The organism is Pseudomonas sp. MYb118 (genome assembly GCF_040947875.1).
In the GTDB taxonomy this organism is placed as follows: Bacteria; Pseudomonadota; Gammaproteobacteria; order Pseudomonadales; family Pseudomonadaceae; genus Aquipseudomonas.
Genome location: NZ_JBFRXN010000002.1, coordinates 1306152 through 1323162, shown reverse-complemented (window position 1 = coordinate 1323162; position 17011 = coordinate 1306152). Strand labels below are relative to the sequence as shown.

At 61.6% G+C, this 17011-nt stretch carries 14 protein-coding genes, 1 pseudogene and 1 riboswitch; of the genes and pseudogenes, 8 read left to right on the top strand and 7 right to left on the bottom strand.

What is annotated here, in order from left to right:
- The first annotated feature begins 110 nt into the window (after positions 1-110).
- The 3 genes from ABVN20_RS11900 to ABVN20_RS11890 all read left to right on the top strand — a co-directional run bounded on the left by ABVN20_RS11900 (position 111) and on the right by ABVN20_RS11890 (position 3373).
- On the top strand, positions 111-1871 hold the full coding sequence (locus ABVN20_RS11900) for a flavin monoamine oxidase family protein (RefSeq protein WP_368555818.1): 1761 nt from the start codon (positions 111-113) through the stop codon (positions 1869-1871).
- Positions 1872-2211: 340 nt separating this feature from the next.
- A complete protein-coding gene (locus tag ABVN20_RS11895) occupies positions 2212-2763 on the top strand; it encodes a cytochrome b (protein WP_368555816.1) in 552 nt (183 codons plus the stop codon).
- A 31-nt stretch (positions 2764-2794) separates the two neighbouring features.
- Positions 2795-3373 carry a YceI family protein gene (locus ABVN20_RS11890; RefSeq protein WP_368555815.1) on the top strand — a complete coding sequence of 193 codons (579 nt, stop codon included), beginning with the start codon at positions 2795-2797 and terminating at the stop codon, positions 3371-3373.
- A 183-nt stretch (positions 3374-3556) separates the two neighbouring features.
- Here ABVN20_RS11890 and ABVN20_RS11885 read toward each other — a convergent pair whose 3' ends face one another.
- The 4 genes from ABVN20_RS11885 to ahcY all read right to left on the bottom strand — a co-directional run bounded on the left by ABVN20_RS11885 (position 3557) and on the right by ahcY (position 9054).
- Positions 3557-5434 (bottom strand): DEAD/DEAH box helicase, encoded by a 1878-nt coding sequence (locus ABVN20_RS11885; RefSeq protein ID WP_368555814.1) that lies wholly within the window; start codon positions 5432-5434, stop codon positions 3557-3559.
- 225 nt (positions 5435-5659) lie between these two features.
- Positions 5660-6463 (bottom strand): substrate-binding periplasmic protein, encoded by an 804-nt coding sequence (locus tag ABVN20_RS11880; RefSeq protein ID WP_368555813.1) that lies wholly within the window; start codon positions 6461-6463, stop codon positions 5660-5662.
- A 189-nt stretch (positions 6464-6652) separates the two neighbouring features.
- On the bottom strand, positions 6653-7498 hold the full coding sequence (gene metF, locus ABVN20_RS11875) for a methylenetetrahydrofolate reductase [NAD(P)H] (protein ID WP_368555811.1): 846 nt from the start codon (positions 7496-7498) through the stop codon (positions 6653-6655).
- Between the two features lie 146 nt (positions 7499-7644).
- On the bottom strand, positions 7645-9054 hold the full coding sequence (gene ahcY / locus ABVN20_RS11870; protein ID WP_368555810.1) for an adenosylhomocysteinase: 1410 nt from the start codon (positions 9052-9054) through the stop codon (positions 7645-7647).
- A 22-nt stretch (positions 9055-9076) separates the two neighbouring features.
- Positions 9077-9175: riboswitch (S-adenosyl-L-homocysteine riboswitch) on the bottom strand.
- Positions 9176-9374: 199 nt separating this feature from the next.
- Here ahcY and ABVN20_RS11865 point away from each other — a divergent pair.
- Together ABVN20_RS11865 and ABVN20_RS11860 are read left to right on the top strand one after the other, a co-directional pair.
- Complete coding sequence (locus ABVN20_RS11865; RefSeq protein ID WP_008033312.1) at positions 9375-9767, top strand: acyl-CoA thioesterase; 393 nt, start codon at positions 9375-9377, stop codon at positions 9765-9767.
- Positions 9768-9949: 182 nt separating this feature from the next.
- Complete coding sequence (locus ABVN20_RS11860) at positions 9950-10837, top strand: formate/nitrite transporter family protein (RefSeq protein ID WP_368555809.1); 888 nt, start codon at positions 9950-9952, stop codon at positions 10835-10837.
- 47 nt (positions 10838-10884) lie between these two features.
- Here the strand turns inward: ABVN20_RS11860 and ABVN20_RS11855 are convergent, their stop codons facing one another.
- Positions 10885-12888, bottom strand: coding sequence for a patatin-like phospholipase family protein (locus tag ABVN20_RS11855; RefSeq protein WP_368555807.1), 2004 nt, complete (start codon positions 12886-12888; stop codon positions 10885-10887).
- 267 nt (positions 12889-13155) lie between these two features.
- A complete protein-coding gene (locus ABVN20_RS11850; RefSeq protein ID WP_368555806.1) occupies positions 13156-14325 on the bottom strand; it encodes an MFS transporter in 1170 nt (389 codons plus the stop codon).
- A gap of 237 nt (positions 14326-14562) precedes the next feature.
- Here ABVN20_RS11850 and ABVN20_RS11845 point away from each other — a divergent pair.
- Positions 14563-14661, top strand: a pseudogene (locus ABVN20_RS11845) (EamA family transporter); the annotation flags it as partial.
- 51 nt (positions 14662-14712) lie between these two features.
- Positions 14713-15096: an MAPEG family protein gene (locus ABVN20_RS11840; protein WP_368555804.1), complete on the top strand. Its 384-nt coding sequence runs from the start codon at positions 14713-14715 to the stop codon at positions 15094-15096.
- Between the two features lie 101 nt (positions 15097-15197).
- On the opposite strand, the gene ABVN20_RS11835 is transcribed toward ABVN20_RS11840, so the two are convergent.
- Positions 15198-16382 (bottom strand): murein transglycosylase A, encoded by a 1185-nt coding sequence (locus tag ABVN20_RS11835; protein ID WP_368555803.1) that lies wholly within the window; start codon positions 16380-16382, stop codon positions 15198-15200.
- 128 nt (positions 16383-16510) lie between these two features.
- Here ABVN20_RS11835 and ABVN20_RS11830 point away from each other — a divergent pair, with 128 nt between their 5' ends.
- Positions 16511-16960, top strand: coding sequence for a cytochrome c (locus ABVN20_RS11830; protein WP_368555801.1), 450 nt, complete (start codon positions 16511-16513; stop codon positions 16958-16960).
- Positions 16961-17011 lie beyond the last annotated feature (51 nt).

The window sequence follows — 17011 nt, the reverse complement described above, 5'->3', positions numbered from 1 at the left end:
GCGATAGACGTCGCTGGCGGCCTAATGATGGCTGACGTATTCTTCGCGATTCTTTGAGTCGCCTGACTCGTGAAACTGCCTTTTCCTCGTGTATTTCCGGAGTTCGCTGAATGTCTGCTGGTTGGCTGCGCGCCTGTGCGCTGGTGATGTTGGGGCTGTTCAGCGTGTCTGCGCTGGCCAAGGATAAAACCGCGATCGTGATCGGCGGCGGGCTTTCCGGCCTGACGGCGGCCTACGAGCTGCAAAACAAGGGCTGGCAGGTGACCCTGCTGGAAGCCAAACCGAGCCTGGGCGGCCGCTCCGGCATGGCCACCAGCGAGTGGATCGGCAACGACAAGACCCAGCCGGTGCTGAACAAATACGTCTCGACCTTCAAGCTGAGCACCACGCCTGCGCCCGAGTTCGTGCGTACGCCGGGCTACCTGATCGACGGCGTGTATTACACCGCCGCCGACCTGACCACCAAGGAACCGGCGACCGCCGAAGCGCTCAAGCGCTACGAAAAGACCCTGGATGACCTGGCGCGCTCCATCGAAGACCCGCTCAACCCGGCCGCCAACAACACCCTGCACGCGCTCGACCAGATCAACGTCTCCAACTGGCTGGACCGCCTCAACCTGCCGCCTACCGCGCGCCAGTTGGTGAACCAGCAGATCCGTTCCCGTTATGACGAGCCTTCGCGCCTGTCGCTGTTGTACTTCGCCCAGCAGAACCGCGTGTATCGTGGCGTTTCCGACCGTGAACTGCGCGCTTCGCGCCTGGTCGGTGGTAGTCCGGTACTGGCCCAGGCCTTCGTCAAACAGCTGAAAGTGATCAAGACCAGCTCCCCGGTCTCGGCGATTACCCAGGACAAGGACAGCGTCACCGTCAAGGTCGGCAGCGTCGGCTATCAGGCGGATTACGTGGTAGTGGCCGTACCGCTGCGCGCACTGGCCAAGATCCAGATGACCCCGGCGCTGGATGCCCAGCACATGGCTGCGATCAAGGGCACCAACTACGGCTGGCGCGACCAGATCATGCTGAAGTTCAAGACGCCGGTGTGGGAAAGCAAGGCGCGCATGTCCGGCGAGATCTACAGCAACACGGGCCTTGGCATGTTGTGGGTCGAGCCGGCCCTCAAGGGCGGTGCCAACGTGGTGATCAACCTGTCCGGCGACAACGCCCGGGTGATGCAGGCGTTTGGCGACAAGCAGATGGCCGATCAGGTGCTGATCCGTCTGCACGCGTTTTATCCACAGGCGCGTGGCTCGTTCACCGGTTATGAAATCCGTCGCTACAGCGTCGACCCGTCGATGGGCGGGGCGTACCTGGCGTTCGGCCCAGGCCAGATCAGCAAGTTCTGGCGCCTGTGGGAGCGTCCGATCCAGCGCGTCACCTTTGCCGGTGAGCATACCGACGCCCTGTATCCGGGCACTCTGGAAGGCGCGCTGCGCACTGGCCAGCGTGCGGCCGGTCAGGTTGAAGACCTGGCGGCGGGCAAGTCGTTCGAACCTGAGAAAGTGGCCCCTGTGGCGGCGGCCGCGGCGGCCGGTGCGGTGGCGGCGAAGAAGGGCAACTTCTTCAGCAACCTGTTCGGCGGCTCCGACGACGACAAGAAACCGGAACCGGCCAAGACGCCAGAGTCTGCTCCAGCGCCTGCCGCTCCTGCTGCTCCAGCCCCGGCACCCGCGCCGACGCCAGCGCCAGCTCCGGTTGAGCCGGCCAAGCCTGCGGCACCGGTGAAAGCCGAGCCGGCCAAGAAAGCCCCGGCCAAGGCCCCGGCGAAAAAGCCGGCGGCCAAGACCGAGGCGAAAAAACCTGCAGCCAAGGCCCCGGCCAAGAAAGCCGAGCCGGCCAAGAAGCCAGCGGCGACTGAGGCCAAGGCGCAGTAAGGCGTTGCGGTGAACAAAAAAAGCGCGGCTCTTGGGTCGCGCTTTTTTATTGCCTTGGAGATTGCTATCGCGAGCAGGCTCGCTCCCACAGTGATTACCTGTGAATGCGAAAGATGCGTACACCCCAAATCCTGTGGGAGCGAGCCTGCTCGCGATAAGGCCACCACAAAAAATCGCGCCTCCCCCTGACACCCCACCCCACTTTCGCCTTTAATCTTTCCTTAACGCGCCTATTTCAGACTCTTGATCGTATTTCTCGATATTTAAAAGCCAAATTTTCCGCTTTAATTCGATAAATAACTCGATAGTCTTGGTTCGCAGTTCTCACAGGATTTGGGCAATGCAGCTACGTAACTCCTCTTCACGCTATGGTTGGGTCAGCATCTTCATGCACTGGGGCGTGGCGCTGGCGGTCTTCGGACTGTTCGCACTCGGCCTGTGGATGGTGGGGCTGGACTACTACAGCACCTGGCGCAAAGACGCGCCGGACCTGCACAAGAGCATCGGCCTGGTGCTGTTGGCGGTGATGCTGCTGCGGGTGCTGTGGCGCTTTATCAGCCCACCGCCACCGACGCTGCAAAGCTACAGCCGGATGACCCGCATTGGCGCCAAGTTCGGCCATGCGTTTCTGTACTTCGGTCTGTTTGCTGTGATGATTGCCGGTTACCTGATTTCCACCGCAGACGGTGTCGGTATCCCGGTGTTTGGCCTGTTTGAAGTGCCTGCATTGATCTCCGGACTACCGGATCAGGCAGATACCGCTGGGGTGATTCACTTGTACCTGGCGTGGGCGCTGGTAATTTTTTCCGGTCTCCATGCGTTGGCAGCATTGAAGCACCACTTTATTGATCGTGATGTGACCCTGACGCGAATGCTTGGTCGCAAAGCCTGAAGTTCAACCTCGACTCAAAGGAAAAGAAAGCATGTTGAAAAAGACTCTGGCCGCTCTGGCAATCGGTTCTGCCGTACTGTCCGCCAACGTAATGGCTGCTGACTACGTCGTTGACAAGGAAGGCCAGCACGCCTTCGTCGACTTCAAGATCAGCCACCTGGGCTACAGCTACATCACCGGTACTTTCAAGGATATCGACGGCAAGTTCAGCTTCGATGCTGCCAAGCCAGAAGCCAGCAAAATCGAGTTCAACGTCAACACCGCCAGCGTGTTCACCAACCACGCCGAGCGTGACAAGCACATCGCCAGCGCTGACTTCCTGAACGCCAGCAAGTTCGCCAAGGCGACCTTCGTGTCCACCAGCGTCAAGTCCACCGGTGAGAAGACCGCTGACGTGACCGGCGACCTGACCATCCTGGGCGTGACCAAGCCAGTCGTGGTCAAGGCCACTTTCCTGGGTGAAGGCAAGGATCCATGGGGCGGCTACCGTGCCGGCTTCGAAGGCACCACCACCATCAAGCGTTCGGACTTCGGCAAGCAGAAAGACCTGGGCCCAGCGTCCGATACCGTCGAGCTGTACGTTTCGTTTGAAGGTGTGAAAGCGAAGTAATTTCGCTAGCACTCTCCACCTGTGGGAGCGAGCCTGCTCGCGATGGCGGCGTGTCATTCAGCATGTGTGTGGCTGACATGACCCCATCGCGAGCAGGCTCGCTCCCACAATTTTCTCGGGTGGGAAGCTAAAAAAAATGCCCCGGCTTTTACGAGCCGGGGCATTTTTTGTTGCGAGGAAAACTCAGCGGTTGCGGGTCAGCAGCGCTGGTTTTTCGCCGCGTGGGCGTACGGGCAATTGATCAAGCTGTTCAGGGGTCGGGAAGCGGTCAGCCTTGGACTCCTTGTGAATGATCTTCGGTGCCGGGCTGCGGGTGTTCTGCACGGCCGGTTCCGAACGCGACTGGTCGTCACGGGCCGGGCGACGGTTGCGACCGTCCTCGCGGCGCGCCTGGCCATCACGTGGTGCGCCATTGCGTGGACCACTGCGCTTGCCGGAGCTGTTGCTGCCTTCGCTACGCTGGCCGCCCTGGCCGCCCTGGCCACCTTGACGGCCCTGGGACTTGCCACCATTGCGTGGTGCACCTGCACCGCCCGCGGAACCCTGTGCCGGAGCACCTGGACGACGCCCGCGGCCTGGGGCCGGTTTGCTTTGCGGGACGTAGTCGACGCGGTTGCCGAAGTTGTCGACATCGTCGTCGAGGAACTCGTCCGGGGCACGATCAGGTGCCGGGCGCGGTGCGGCGCGCTGCTGCTCGCGAGGCGAACCCTCGCGTGGCTTCTGCTCGCGTGCCGGGCGCTCGCCACGGCCACTGGAGGCGGATTTTTCCTTGCCGCCCTTGTCCTTGCCCTTGTCGCGACGACCGCCGCCACTGCCGCTGCCGTTCGGGCCATCGCCACGCGGGCCACGGGCGTTGCGCGGGTTGCGCACGTCCGGACGCTCGCGCACTTCCGGTTTCTCGGCTTCCACAGCGCTGGCATCGAAGCCCATCAAGTCGCCGTCGGCGATTTTCTGCTTGGTCATGCGCTCGATGCTTTTGAGCAGTTTTTCTTCGTCCGGAGCGACCAGCGAGATCGCCTCGCCGGAGCGACCGGCACGGCCGGTACGGCCGATACGGTGCACGTAGTCTTCATCAACGTTCGGCAGCTCGAAGTTGACCACGTGTGGCAACTGGTCGATGTCCAGGCCGCGGGCGGCGATGTCGGTGGCCACCAGGATGCGCACGCTGCCGGCCTTGAAGTCGGCCAGGGCCTTGGTGCGGGCGTTCTGGCTCTTGTTACCGTGGATCGCCACGGCGCTCAGGCCGTGCTTGTCCAGGTACTCGGCCAGACGGTTGGCGCCGTGCTTGGTACGGGTGAACACCAGTACCTGTTCCCAGGCGCCGGCGGTGATCAGGTGCGCCAGCAGCGAACGCTTGTGGCTCGCCGGCAGGCGGAACACGCGCTGCTCGATGCGCTCGACCGTGGTGTTCGGCGGCGTGACTTCGATGCGTTCCGGGTTGTGCAGCAGCTTGCCGGCGAGGTCGGTGATGTCCTTGGAGAACGTCGCCGAGAACAGCAGGTTCTGCCGTTTGGCCGGCAGGCGCGCCAGGACTTTCTTCACGTCATGGACAAAGCCCATGTCGAGCATGCGGTCGGCTTCGTCCAGGACGAGGATTTCCACGTGGGACAAATCGACGCTGCCTTGACCTGCAAGGTCAAGCAGGCGGCCCGGGCAGGCCACCAGCACATCGACACCACGGGCCATGGCCTGAACCTGCGGGTTCATGCCAACACCGCCGAAGATGCAGGCGCTGACGAACTTCAGGTCACGGGCGTAGACCTTGAAGCTGTCGTGCACTTGGGCGGCCAGTTCGCGGGTCGGGGTCAGGACCAGTACGCGCGGTTGGCGCGGGCCGTGACGCTGGGATTTGTCCGGGTGACCGTTGGGGAACAACCGCTCCAGGATCGGAAGGGCGAAACCGCCGGTTTTACCAGTACCTGTCTGAGCGGCGACCATCAGATCGCGACCTTGCAACACGGCGGGGATGGCCCGCTGTTGCACCGGAGTAGGCTCGGTATAGCCCGCGTCTTCGATAGCGCGGACCAAAGCCTCGGAGAGACCGAGGGAAGCAAAGGACATGAGTAATCCTGTTTTAGTTAGGGCTTGGCCCAATGGGAGTCTTGCCTGGCGCGAATGGCGTTCAGGAAAAGGAACGCAATCCCGTCCGGTCCTGCTGGGCCTTGAAAGCTCGTCAGGAACGCTCGCGCGGGCTGAAATGCTGCGCTGTAGCGGTTCGAGATGCCTTGAACAAGTCCGAGCGTCCGGGCGTGAGCCTGGCGGGAACGCGGGAGTATAACAGAGCTATCACTGTGCGCCGCTTTCCTGCTGCTCAACGGTTTTTTCCCGGACCGCCGTGGCTTCGCTGGCCTTGGGTGCAGCACCGTAGCGGGCGCTCAGCTCGGCGTAGGCGGGCTCGCGCTTGAAGCGCCTGAGTTCGGCACCGAAACGTTGCACCAGCAAATCCATGCCGGCATTGCGCCGCACCGCCAGAAACTGGCTCTGCTGGCTGATGATGGTCGGGTTTTCGCTGATTTTGTCGCGGATGTTCAATTCGTCGAGCAAATGCTGGCCGACACGGCGGTCGGTGATCAGCAGGTCGATGCGTCCGCGCACCAGCTTGCCGAAATTGGCCTCATGGGTGGGCGCGGGCTCGCGGATGAACAGTGGTGATTCCCTGAAGTCCTGGCTGTACAGGTAGCCTGGCGAGGTGCCGATGGTCAGGCCCTTGAGGTCTTCGAGGGTGCGAAATGGGTGAGGGCGCTCGTTGGCGTAGAACATCACGAACTCGACTTCCGACAGCGGTTCGCTGGGGTAAAGCAGGGTGGCATCGCGCTCGTCGCTATGGAAAATGTCCAGCGCGCCGTCGGCCTGGCCGGTTTCGAGCATCGACAGGCAGCGTTTCCACGGCAGGAACTGCCATTCGACTTCGATCCCCAGGCGCTTGAAGACAATGGCCGTGGTTTCGTAGTCCAACCCCAGGGCCTTGCCGTTTTCTTCGTAGACGTAAGGCGCCCACGGCTCGGTGACAATGCGCAATTTCTCGCCCCGGGCAGCGAAGCTCAGGCAAGTGAAAAGCAGCACGGTGAGTAACTGGGTGATCAGAGGCATGGCTTGAGATTACGACGAGAAACCGTAAATCGCCAGAAACCCGCTCCGGAAGCTCTGGCACCGTGCATTGCTGCACAAAACAGGTGCGCGCAAAGGCAAAAAAATCGCCGTCTTCGCCAGGGTCTGCTATGGCATTTGACCACGGGCAGGCGCTGTCGAAAACGGCGATGTGCTGACGTTGCCGGTCGCTTAGCGTGGCAACTTCAGGTTGTTCCAGATCGCCAGGCTAGGTTCCGCCTGGTTCATGGAGTAGAAGTGCAGCCCTGGGGCGCCACCCTGCAGCAGGCGTTCGCACATCTCGGTGACCACCTGTTCGCCGAAGCGCTGAATGCTCAGGGTGTCATCGCCGTAGGCTTCCAGTTGCTTGCGGACCCAACGCGGAATTTCCGCGCCGCAGGCATCGGAGAAACGCGCGAGCTTGCTGTAGTTGGTGATCGGCATGATCCCCGGGACTACCGGAATGTCCACGCCCAGCGCCTGCAAACGGTCGACGAAGTAGAAGTAGCTGTCGGCGTTGAAGAAGTACTGGGTGATCGCGCTGTCGGCGCCGGCCTTGGCCTTGCGCACGAAGTTGGCGAGATCGTCTTCGAAGTTGCGGGCTTGCGGATGCATCTCCGGATAAGCGGCGACTTCGATGTGGAAATGGCTGCCGGTTTCTTCACGAATGAACTCAACCAGCTCATTGGCGTGACGCAGCTCGCCGCTGGTCATGCCCATGCCGGACGGCAGGTCACCACGCAGTGCAACGATGCGCTTGATGCCGGCAGCCTTGTACTCGTTCAGCAGGCCGCGCAGGTCGTCCTTGCTGTCGCCAACGCACGACAGGTGCGGTGCGGCCGGGATTTTGACTTCGCTTTCCAGCTGCAGGACGGTGTTGAGGGTGCGATCACGGGTCGAACCACCAGCGCCATAGGTGCAGGAGAAGAAATCGGGGTTGTAGGTCGCCAACTGACGGGCAGTGGCGAGCAGCTTTTCATGCCCAGCGTCGGTCTTCGTCGGGAAGAACTCGAAACTGTAGCGACGGTCTTGGGACATGGTCATATCCTTGAAAGCGCGTAATGCGAACTCCGCTCCCTGTAGGAGCGAGCTTGCTCGCGAAGCGGTGTGTCAGTCACATGGATAGTCACTGAAAGATCGCTATCGCGAGCAAGCTCGCTCCTACAAAGGGAGTGGCTGGCCGATCAGTAGCGGTAAGCGTGCGGCTTGAACGGACCTTCGACGGTCACGCCGATGTAGTCGGCCTGGGTCTTGGTCAGTTGAGTCACGACGCCGCCGAAACCGCGGACCATTTCCAGGGCCACTTCTTCGTCGAGCTTCTTGGGCAGTACTTCAACGGTCAGGCGCTCGGCTTTCTGGGCTGGCGACAGGTCGGCGTACTTCTGGCCGAACAGGAAGATCTGCGCCAGTACCTGGTTGGCGAACGAACCGTCCATGATGCGGCTTGGGTGGCCAGTGGCGTTACCCAGGTTCACCAGACGACCTTCGGCCAGCAGGATCAGGTAGTCGTCGTTCTGGGCATCGAATGCGCCAGCGCCGGTACGGTGGATCTTGTGGACCTGTGGCTTCACTTCTTCCCATGCCCAGTTCTTGCGCATGAAAGCGGTGTCGATTTCGTTGTCGAAGTGACCGATGTTGCAGACAACGGCGCGCTTCTTCAGGGCTTTGAGCATGTTTGCATCGCAAACATTGACGTTGCCGGTGGTGGTCACGATCAGGTCGATCTTGCCCAGCAGGGCCTTGTCGATGCTGGCTTCGGTGCCGTTGTTGATGCCGTCGATGAACGGCGAAACCAGTTCGAAACCGTCCATGCAGGCTTGCATGGCGCAGATCGGGTCGACTTCGGAAACCTTGACGATCATGCCTTCCTGGCGCAGGGACTGGGCGGAACCCTTGCCCACGTCACCGTAACCGATGACCAGCGCTTGCTTGCCGGACAGCAGGTGGTCGGTGCCGCGCTTGATCGCGTCGTTCAGGCTGTGACGGCAGCCGTACTTGTTGTCGTTCTTGCTCTTGGTGACCGAGTCGTTGACGTTGATGGCCGGGATCTTCAGTTCGCCCTTGGCCAGCATGTCCAGCAGACGGTGTACGCCGGTGGTGGTTTCTTCGGTCACGCCGTGAACGCGGTCCAGTACCTGCGGGTACTTCTTGTGCAGCAGCTCGGTCAGGTCACCGCCGTCGTCGAGGATCATGTTGGCATCCCATGGGGCGCCGTCCTTGAGGATGGTCTGCTCCAGGCACCACTCGTACTCTTGCTCGGTTTCACCTTTCCAGGCGAAAACCGGAATGCCGGCAGCGGCGATGGAGGCAGCAGCCTGGTCCTGGGTCGAGAAGATGTTGCAGGACGACCAGCGCACTTCGGCACCCAGGGCAACCAGGGTTTCGATCAGCACGGCAGTCTGAATGGTCATGTGGATGCAGCCGAGGATTTTTGCGCCCTTGAGCGGTTGCTCTTCGGCGTACTTGCGGCGCAGACCCATCAGGGCAGGCATTTCCGACTCGGCGATGATGGTTTCGCGGCGGCCCCAGGCAGCCAGGGACATGTCGGCAACTTTGTAGTCGGTAAAATCTGCAGGCGTGATTACAGCGCTCATGAGAGCCTCCATTCGTAATGTATGCGAATGGGCGCCGTTGTGCGTTTAGTGGCGGGCCAAAGCCTGCCAACGCCCCATCCGAGCCTGACAGGTCGAACCTGCTGCAGCGCCCCTCGGACAGGTGGCGGGAAAACGGTATCAAGTGGAAGTTACCGTTTTTGAATCGGGGGCGATTATAGCGGGCTATGCTGATCTTCCAAAGCCTTTCTGCACGTCAATGTCCGAACGGTAATCGAGACCATAGTCGATGCTTAATAGAGCTCTGGCCCGGGCTCTGCCATGATGCCGGGCATCAATCGGCAAGATGGTCAGGAGAGCACATGAATTTCCACACCCGCAAATGGGTAAAACCCGAAGACCTCAACCCCAACGGCACCCTGTTCGGCGGCAGCCTGTTGCGCTGGATCGACGAAGAAGCGGCGATCTACGCCATCGTCCAGTTGGGCAACCAGCGCGTGGTGACCAAGTACATTTCCGAAATCAACTTCGTCAGCGCCTCGCGCCAGGGCGACATCATCGAACTGGGCATCACCGCCACCGAATTCGGCCGTACCTCGATCACCCTGACCTGCGAAGTGCGCAACAAGATCACCCGCAAGAGCATCCTGACGGTGGAGAAGATGGTCTTCGTCAACCTCGGCGAAGACGGCCTGCCGGCGCCGCATGGCCGGACCGAGATCAAGTACGTCAAGGATCAGTTCAAGGACGAGTGACCACCCCGCCATCCTGTAGGAGCGAGCTTGCTCGCGATAGCGTTGCGTCAGTCACATGATTGTTGATTGAACAACCGCCATCGCGGGCAAGCCCGCTCCCACAGGTTCAGGTTCAGTGGGTACAGAACGTATTGACGGTGGCAACGGTCGTAGCTAAATCACCCACCACCGGTGTTTGCGCCATGACCACCCCCACCAACGGCAAGACCCCTGATCTCTCGGCCAAGGAACAGCGCGAGGTCGAAAAGAACCAACCCCCGCGCGCAGCCGTGCTGCACGAAATCATCCGCACCCAGGGCGATCTCGAACTGGAGCGCAGCATTGCCGCGCTCTGGTGGTCGGCCCTCGCTGCAGGCCTGACCATGGGCCTGTCGCTGATGGCCATGGGGCTGCTCAACTCGCGCCTGCCCGAAGGCGACGGCTTCAAGGTCATCGCCAGTTTCGGCTACTGCGCCGGGTTCCTCGCGGTGATCCTCGCCCGCCAGCAACTGTTCACCGAAAACACCCTGACGGCCGTGCTGCCGATCATGAGCAAGCCCACGCTGGGCAATTTCGGCCGATTGCTGCGGTTATGGTCCGTGGTGCTGGTGGGCAACCTCTGCGGCACCCTGCTGGTGGCCTACGTCATGCTGGAACTGCCGATCTTCGACAGCAAGACCGATGTCGCTTTCCTCGACATCGGGCGCAAGGTCATGGAAGGCGACCGCAGCCAGATGTTCTCCAAAGGCATCATTTCCGGCTGGATGATCGCCACCATGGTCTGGATGATCCCGTCCATGGAGAGCGCGAAGGTGTGGATCATCGTTCTCATCACCTACTTCATGGCGCTGGGCGACTTCACCCACATCGTCGTCGGCTCGCTGGAGGTTTCCTATCTGGTGTTCGCCGGTGAATTGCCGTGGAAGGATTTCTGGCTGGTGTTTGCCGGCCCCACGCTGGCGGGCAACATCATCGGCGGCAGTTTCATCTTCGCGTTGATCAGCCATGCGCAGATTCGCAGCGAATCCGGCACGCCCAAGGACCGGAGCGCCGGCACCGCAGCGGACGCTGAGGGCGATGATCGCCCCTGACCCCGGACGAGGCGTTGGCGCTCGCCCGGGCACTTGCGGGTTTTCGTTTATCCGCCCGGAATCAACCAGGCCCGGGCCTGAGCGACGGTGGTCGAATTGAACGGCAGCGATGACGAAGGGAAGGTGCGCGAAACGTATTGATCGGCGATCCGCTGCAGCACATCGTTGAAGCCCTGGTTGTCGCGGGCTTCACGCAAATCGGCGATGGCCCCGTTCAGCAGCTTGACGTTTGAATTCGGCTGATCGAGGCGATACATCGAGGGATAGATCACTTCGCGGATGAAGTTCTCGCTTTTGGTGATGATGTCGCGCACGCCCATTTCCTTGATCGCTTCGCTGACCACCAGGGATTTCGGCCCGGTCACCCCGGCATCCAGGCGTTTGGCGGTTTGCAGCAAGACCATGTAAGCCGGGTCATTGCCGTGATTGAGCTTCCTGGCCAGCCACTCGACTTTTCCGGGGGCGTCGCCGAGCTGATCCAGGGTTTCCACGGCATGACGGATGTGTGCGTCGAGTGCCAGCGGACCGTTCGTGCTGGCGATGGCATCGGTCAGCGCCTGCTTCAAATCGTCCAGCGTCTGCTGGGCCTGCTGCCGGAAGTCGATGACGGCTGCCGATTCCGGGTCATCGCGCAGCTCGCGGGCGGCTGCGTCGAACATCACATCGTCGAGCGCCAGCAGGGCTCCGCCGGTGGAGTCGAACCTGTAGGTCTGACTTTCCTCATGACGCTCCAGGTACTGTTTCACATCGACTTGCAGTTCTTCCTGCAAATGATTTTTCAGCTCTGTGGCCATGCTGAAGTTGACGGTGCCTTGCAGCGTGCCGGTGAAGTTACCCTTTTCGGTTTTCAATCGAACGGTCACGGTATTGTCGGCGAACGCCTTGATGCCTTCGCTTTGCTGGGCGTGCCGCGCGGCGTAGGGTACACCGATGAACTTGTCGGCCATTGCCGACATCAGTGTTCCGCGATCTTTCTTTTTACCGCCGCCCTCGGTCTGAAACTTGAGAATCAACTGCTCGCTTTCGGGAATTGCACTCATCGGGAACTGGGGTTCGTAGAGCTCCATCACCGGCGTATTGAGCATGATGCCGCCGTCCTGGAACGAGGTGCGCTCGCCATTCGCCTGGAACGGCAACTGCTGTTCCGAAGGCTTGGCGAAGACCACCGGCAGCGAACCGGAAATATGGGCTGCGCGGGCCACGTCCATGTCCGGGGTCAGGCTGGCGTTGAACACCACCATTTGCGGGCGACCGTCGAACATGGCGGTCCCGGTGATGTGCAGTTGCTTGATTTCCGGCAGGTCCTTGCTCAGCGTCGCCAGGTCGCCGAAGGTCACGTAACCGTTGGTTTTCATGTTGTCCACACAGGCTCTGCTCGCCTGGGACAGCGGGTCTCGGTCGTTGAGTGCCTGGTTGACGCGCGACAGGACCGACTCGAGCATTTTTTCGTGAATCAGCGCTTCCAGCGGTGAGGCCTTGGATTGCAGGCGGGGCACCAGGTCGCACAACAGTCGGCCGATGCTGCCGGCCTTGCCCGGAATCTTCGCGATCCCCCGGCCAATCGCGGAGCTGGCGTGCTGTATCGGCGCCAGTACCTTGTTCTGGCTGTCGAGCAGCGACACGAGGTTGGTTTCGTCCGACATCTTGTCGAAGGCTGCGTGACTCATGCCGCTGGCCAGAAATGCCGCGGAAATCGCCCCGGCCGACGATCCCGAAAGGGTGCGCACCGACCCCATGGTCTGGCTTTCCTCGAGTGCCTTGACCATCCCGGAAAAGGCCACGCCCTTGGCGCCGCCGCCGCTGAGCACCAGGCGCTCGATGGCCGGGCGCTTGAGGTCGAGTTCGATCACGCCGTTGTCAAAGCGGCGGATCGACAGGTTTCGATCAGTGAGCGAATGCACCAGGGTTTCGGACTGGCCCTGGCCGACCTGCGCGGAGCCTTTGGTGAAGTCACCCCAGTCGGCGCCGGTGGTGCCTGTCGATGAGCGCTGCGCCGGTGCCGGCGACAAAGAGGATGGGGATAAAGAAGGGGACAGGGTGAGGTTGATCATAGTGTCTCGTCCTTTGAGCGTGCGGGTGGAGGCGGCACTGTAGACGAGTCGATAGGGGGCCAACGCACCGAGCAATGAGCTGCTACATATGCGCGTTTACCCCCGTGGGGAAGTTGTTGTGGAAGTGCTGAAAGGCTCTGTTTTGAGCCTTTCAGCGATGGCTCAGGACGGTGAGGTAAATGCCTGAAGACACTTCATACAGGCTGCGTCCAGATTGCCCTGGGCTGAGCAGCACTTTTCTGACCGGCTGTGGGGTGATTTGCTCGCTCAGCCGGCGATGTCGAGCACGGTCGCGCTGCGACGTTGCCGATAGATGAAGTACAGCGCGGTCAGCACCGTCAGGCCACTCACCAGCGCGCCGGTCCAGGGCAGGTCGGCCAGGTCGGCGCCGCTGGCGACCACCAGTCCGCCGAGCCATGCGCCTGTGGCATTGCCCAGGTTGAAAGCGCTCTGGTTCAGGGTCGAGCCAAGATTCGGCGCCTCATGGGCCTGGTCGATGATCAGCAATTGCAGGATCGGGCACAGGGCAAAGGCGAAAATCCCCCACAGCACCAGCGTGATCGCCGCTGGAATCACCGAGTGGCTGGTCTGGCTGAAAGCGGCCAGGACCAGCACCACGGCCAGGGCCATGCCCACCAGCGAAGGCAGCAGGCGACTGTCGGCCAGGCGACCGCCGAGCATGCTGCCGGCGGTCAGGCCGACGCCGAACAACAGCAGCATGATCGTCACGCCATGGGGGCTGACGCCGGTGATGTCCTGCAGGATCGGCGCGATGTAGGTGAACACGCTGAACAGGCTGGTCGAGGCCAGGACGCTCATGCCCAGGGCGAGCAACACATTGACCTTGCCCAGCACCTTGAATTCGCTGGCCAGGTTGGCCTTGTCCATGGCGATCTCTTTGGGCAGCCAGAGCCATTGCGCGATGGCGGCGATCACGCCGATCACCGACACCGCCCAGAACGTCGAGCGCCAGCCGGCGTATTGCCCCAGTGCCGTGCCCAGTGGCACGCCGAGCACATTGGCCAGGGTCAGCCCGGTGAACATCATCGCAATGGCCTGGGCGCGCTTGTTCGGTGCCACCAGCCCGGCGGCGACCACCGAGCCGATGCCGAAAAAGGCGCCGTGGCACAGCGCGGTCACCACGCGAGCGGCCATCAACGTGGCGTAGTTCGGGGCGAGGGCGCAGAGCATGTTGCCGAGGATGAACATCAGCGTCATGCCCAGCAAGGTGGCTTTGCGCGGCATGTTGGCGGTTCCGATCGCGAGGATCGGCGCGCCGAACACCACGCCCAGGGCATAGCCGGTGATCAGCAGGCCGGCGTGGGGAATGCTGACGGCGAGGTCGCGGGCGACATCGGGCAACAGGCCCATGATGACGAATTCAGTAGTGCCGATGCCGAACGCGGCAACAGCAAGGGCAAGCAAGGCGAGGGGCATGCGCAAGGTCTCTTTCTTCGGTTTTGACGCTGCGATCAGGCGTACGCATGCCAAGGGCCGTTATGCGGGCAAACGGCTCGAGACAGGAATTATTGGAATTGGTCTTTGCGCAACTGGGTGCGGCGTGGTCGCTTGCAGTATAAACAGCTGCTGAAATATGGCGAATCAATTCTCCCGCGCCTCTGCACCTGCAGAGCCGTGTCGACCGGAATGTGCGGGTTGTTCAGCTACGCTCTGGTGCTGTACAGCCTGCGCTGCCCGAAAGAACCTTTGCGTCGGCCGTGGCTCTTAGCCTGTGGGCTGGTGGTGATCGACATGCAGGTGATGAAGTCCTGAGCGTGCTCGACCACTGCCTCCATATTTGAAAACCGATAAGGGATGATGTTTATGAATGTTGCGCTGTGGTGCGTTTTGATCGCGATTTTCCTGCCGTACCTGTGCACGCTGGTGGCCAAGATCAGTGGCGGCTACCGGTTGAGCGACAATCACGATCCACGGGATTTCCTCGAATCGCTGGACGGTTTCGCCCGGCGTGCGCATGCGGCGCAATTGAACAGTTTTGAAATCACCCCGGCTTTTGCCGCGGCGGTGATCGTTGCGCACCTGGTGGGCAATGCCGAGCTGGTGACGATCAATGTGTTGTCGGTTCTGTTCATTACCAGCCGCCTGCTGTACATCATTTGCTATCTGGCGGACTGGGCGATTCTGCGGTCGTTGGTGTGGTTTGTGGGGATGGGGTTGATCGTCAGTTTCTTTGTGGTGTCAGCCTGATTTTTTCTGTTTTGCCGAGATTATCGCGAGCAGGCTCGCTCCCACAAAAACCTGTAGGAGCGGGCTTGCCCGCGATAGCAGTCGCAAGGTCGCAGCAGGGCTCAGGGCTTGGCCTTGACCTCATCCGCCACCTGCGGCACCTGGGGCAAGGCTGCGCCCTTGGGCCACAGCATCCAGATCTGCCCCTGTTGCTTCATGTCGCCTGCCAGTTGCCCGGCCGCCTCGCCGGTGCCCCAGAACAGGTCTGCGCGGACTTCGCCGCTGATCGCACCGCCCGTGTCCTGGGCCGCGACCGGTCGAACCAGTGGCGTGCCGTCCGGCCGGGTGGTCGATAGCCACATCAGGCTGCCCAGCGGAATCACCTTGCGGTCCACGGCGGCGCTGTAGCCGGCGGTGAGCGGAACGTTCAGCGAGCCGCGAGGGCCTTCGTTGCTGTCCGGGTTACGGGTGAAGAACACGTAGCTGGGGTTGCTGCCGAGCAGTTCGGGGATGCGTTGCGGATTGGCCTTGGCCCAATCGCTGATGGCCCCCATGGTCACGTCTTCTTTTTTCAGCTCACCCTGTTCCACCAGCCAGCGGCCGATGGGGCGATACGGGTGGCCGTTCTGGTCGGCATAGGCAATGCGCAACTGACGGCCATCGTCGAGCTGGATACGGCCCGAGCCCTGGATCTGCAGGAATTGCAGGTTCATCGGGTCGGTCAACCAGGCCACCACCGGGGCCTTGACCCCTTGGCTTTCGATCGTGGCGGCGTCGTCATAAGGCTTGAGCACACGTCCTTCGAGCCGCCCGCGCAGGCGCTTGCCCTTGAGTTCCGGGTAGAGGCTGTCGAGGGCGACGATGATCATGTCCTCGGGCACGCCATACACCGGAATGTTGGCCACGCTGGTCTGGGTCAGGCTGCCGGGGTAGACCGGCTCGTAGTAGCCGGTGATCAGGCCGTTGGGGTTGTCGTTGGCGGCGCGCAGGCCATAGACGTCGAGGTGCTGCTTGAGAAAACCGCGGATGTCGTTGGCGGTGGCTGGCACGTTGGCGGCAGCGGCGCAGGTCGGGCCCCAGACGGCGTCCGCCTTGAGTCGGGTGCAGGCGCTGCGCCATGAGCCAAAACCAGCGACCAGGTCGTTATCGGTAACGGCGGGCAGTGCGTCCCAGGAGGCGCTGGAGTACGTGGCCAGCGCATGGGTTTTTGGCTGGCCGGAGTCGCCGCCGGTGCAGCCTGCGAGCACGGCAACCATCGGCAGTGTCCACGCGAAGTGGGCTCGCCACGCCTTGAAACGGCTGTTCATGAAATCTTTCCTGTGCCGGTTGTCCGGGCGCTTGGTGCGCGGGAACAACCCTTATTGTTAATAGGGGTATTGGTGTTTGGCGATGAGGCGAGGATACTGGCCGCCGTTTTCCGCGACCTGAAGCCACCATGACTTTGAAAAAAATTGCCGTTGTATTGCTGGCCTGCCTCTCGTTGTCCGCCTGTGGTGGCGTCGACCCGAATTCGCCGTTGGGTCAACGCAAGGCGATCTTCAAACAGATGCTCAAGACCGGCGAAGACCTGGGCGGCATGTTGCGTGGCCGCATTGCATTCGACGGTGACAAATTTGCCGCCGGTGCCGTGAAGCTCGATGCGTTGTCCCATGAGCCGTGGAAGCATTTCCCGCAGGTGCGCGAAGAGGATCACACCAGCGCCAAGGATGATGTCTGGCAAAAACAGGCACGTTTTCAGGAGCTGGCCCGTACCCTCGAGGCGGCCACCGGTGAGCTGGTGGTTGCCAGCCAGGTTAAGCCCTACAAGGCCGGCAACCTGGGGCCGGCGGTGCAGAAAGTCGAAGATGCCTGCAGTGCGTGCCATAAGGAATTCCGGGATCATTGACGGGCGGTGATCACGTTCGCGCCTGGCGCAGGCGTGATCATCTGGCCGTTC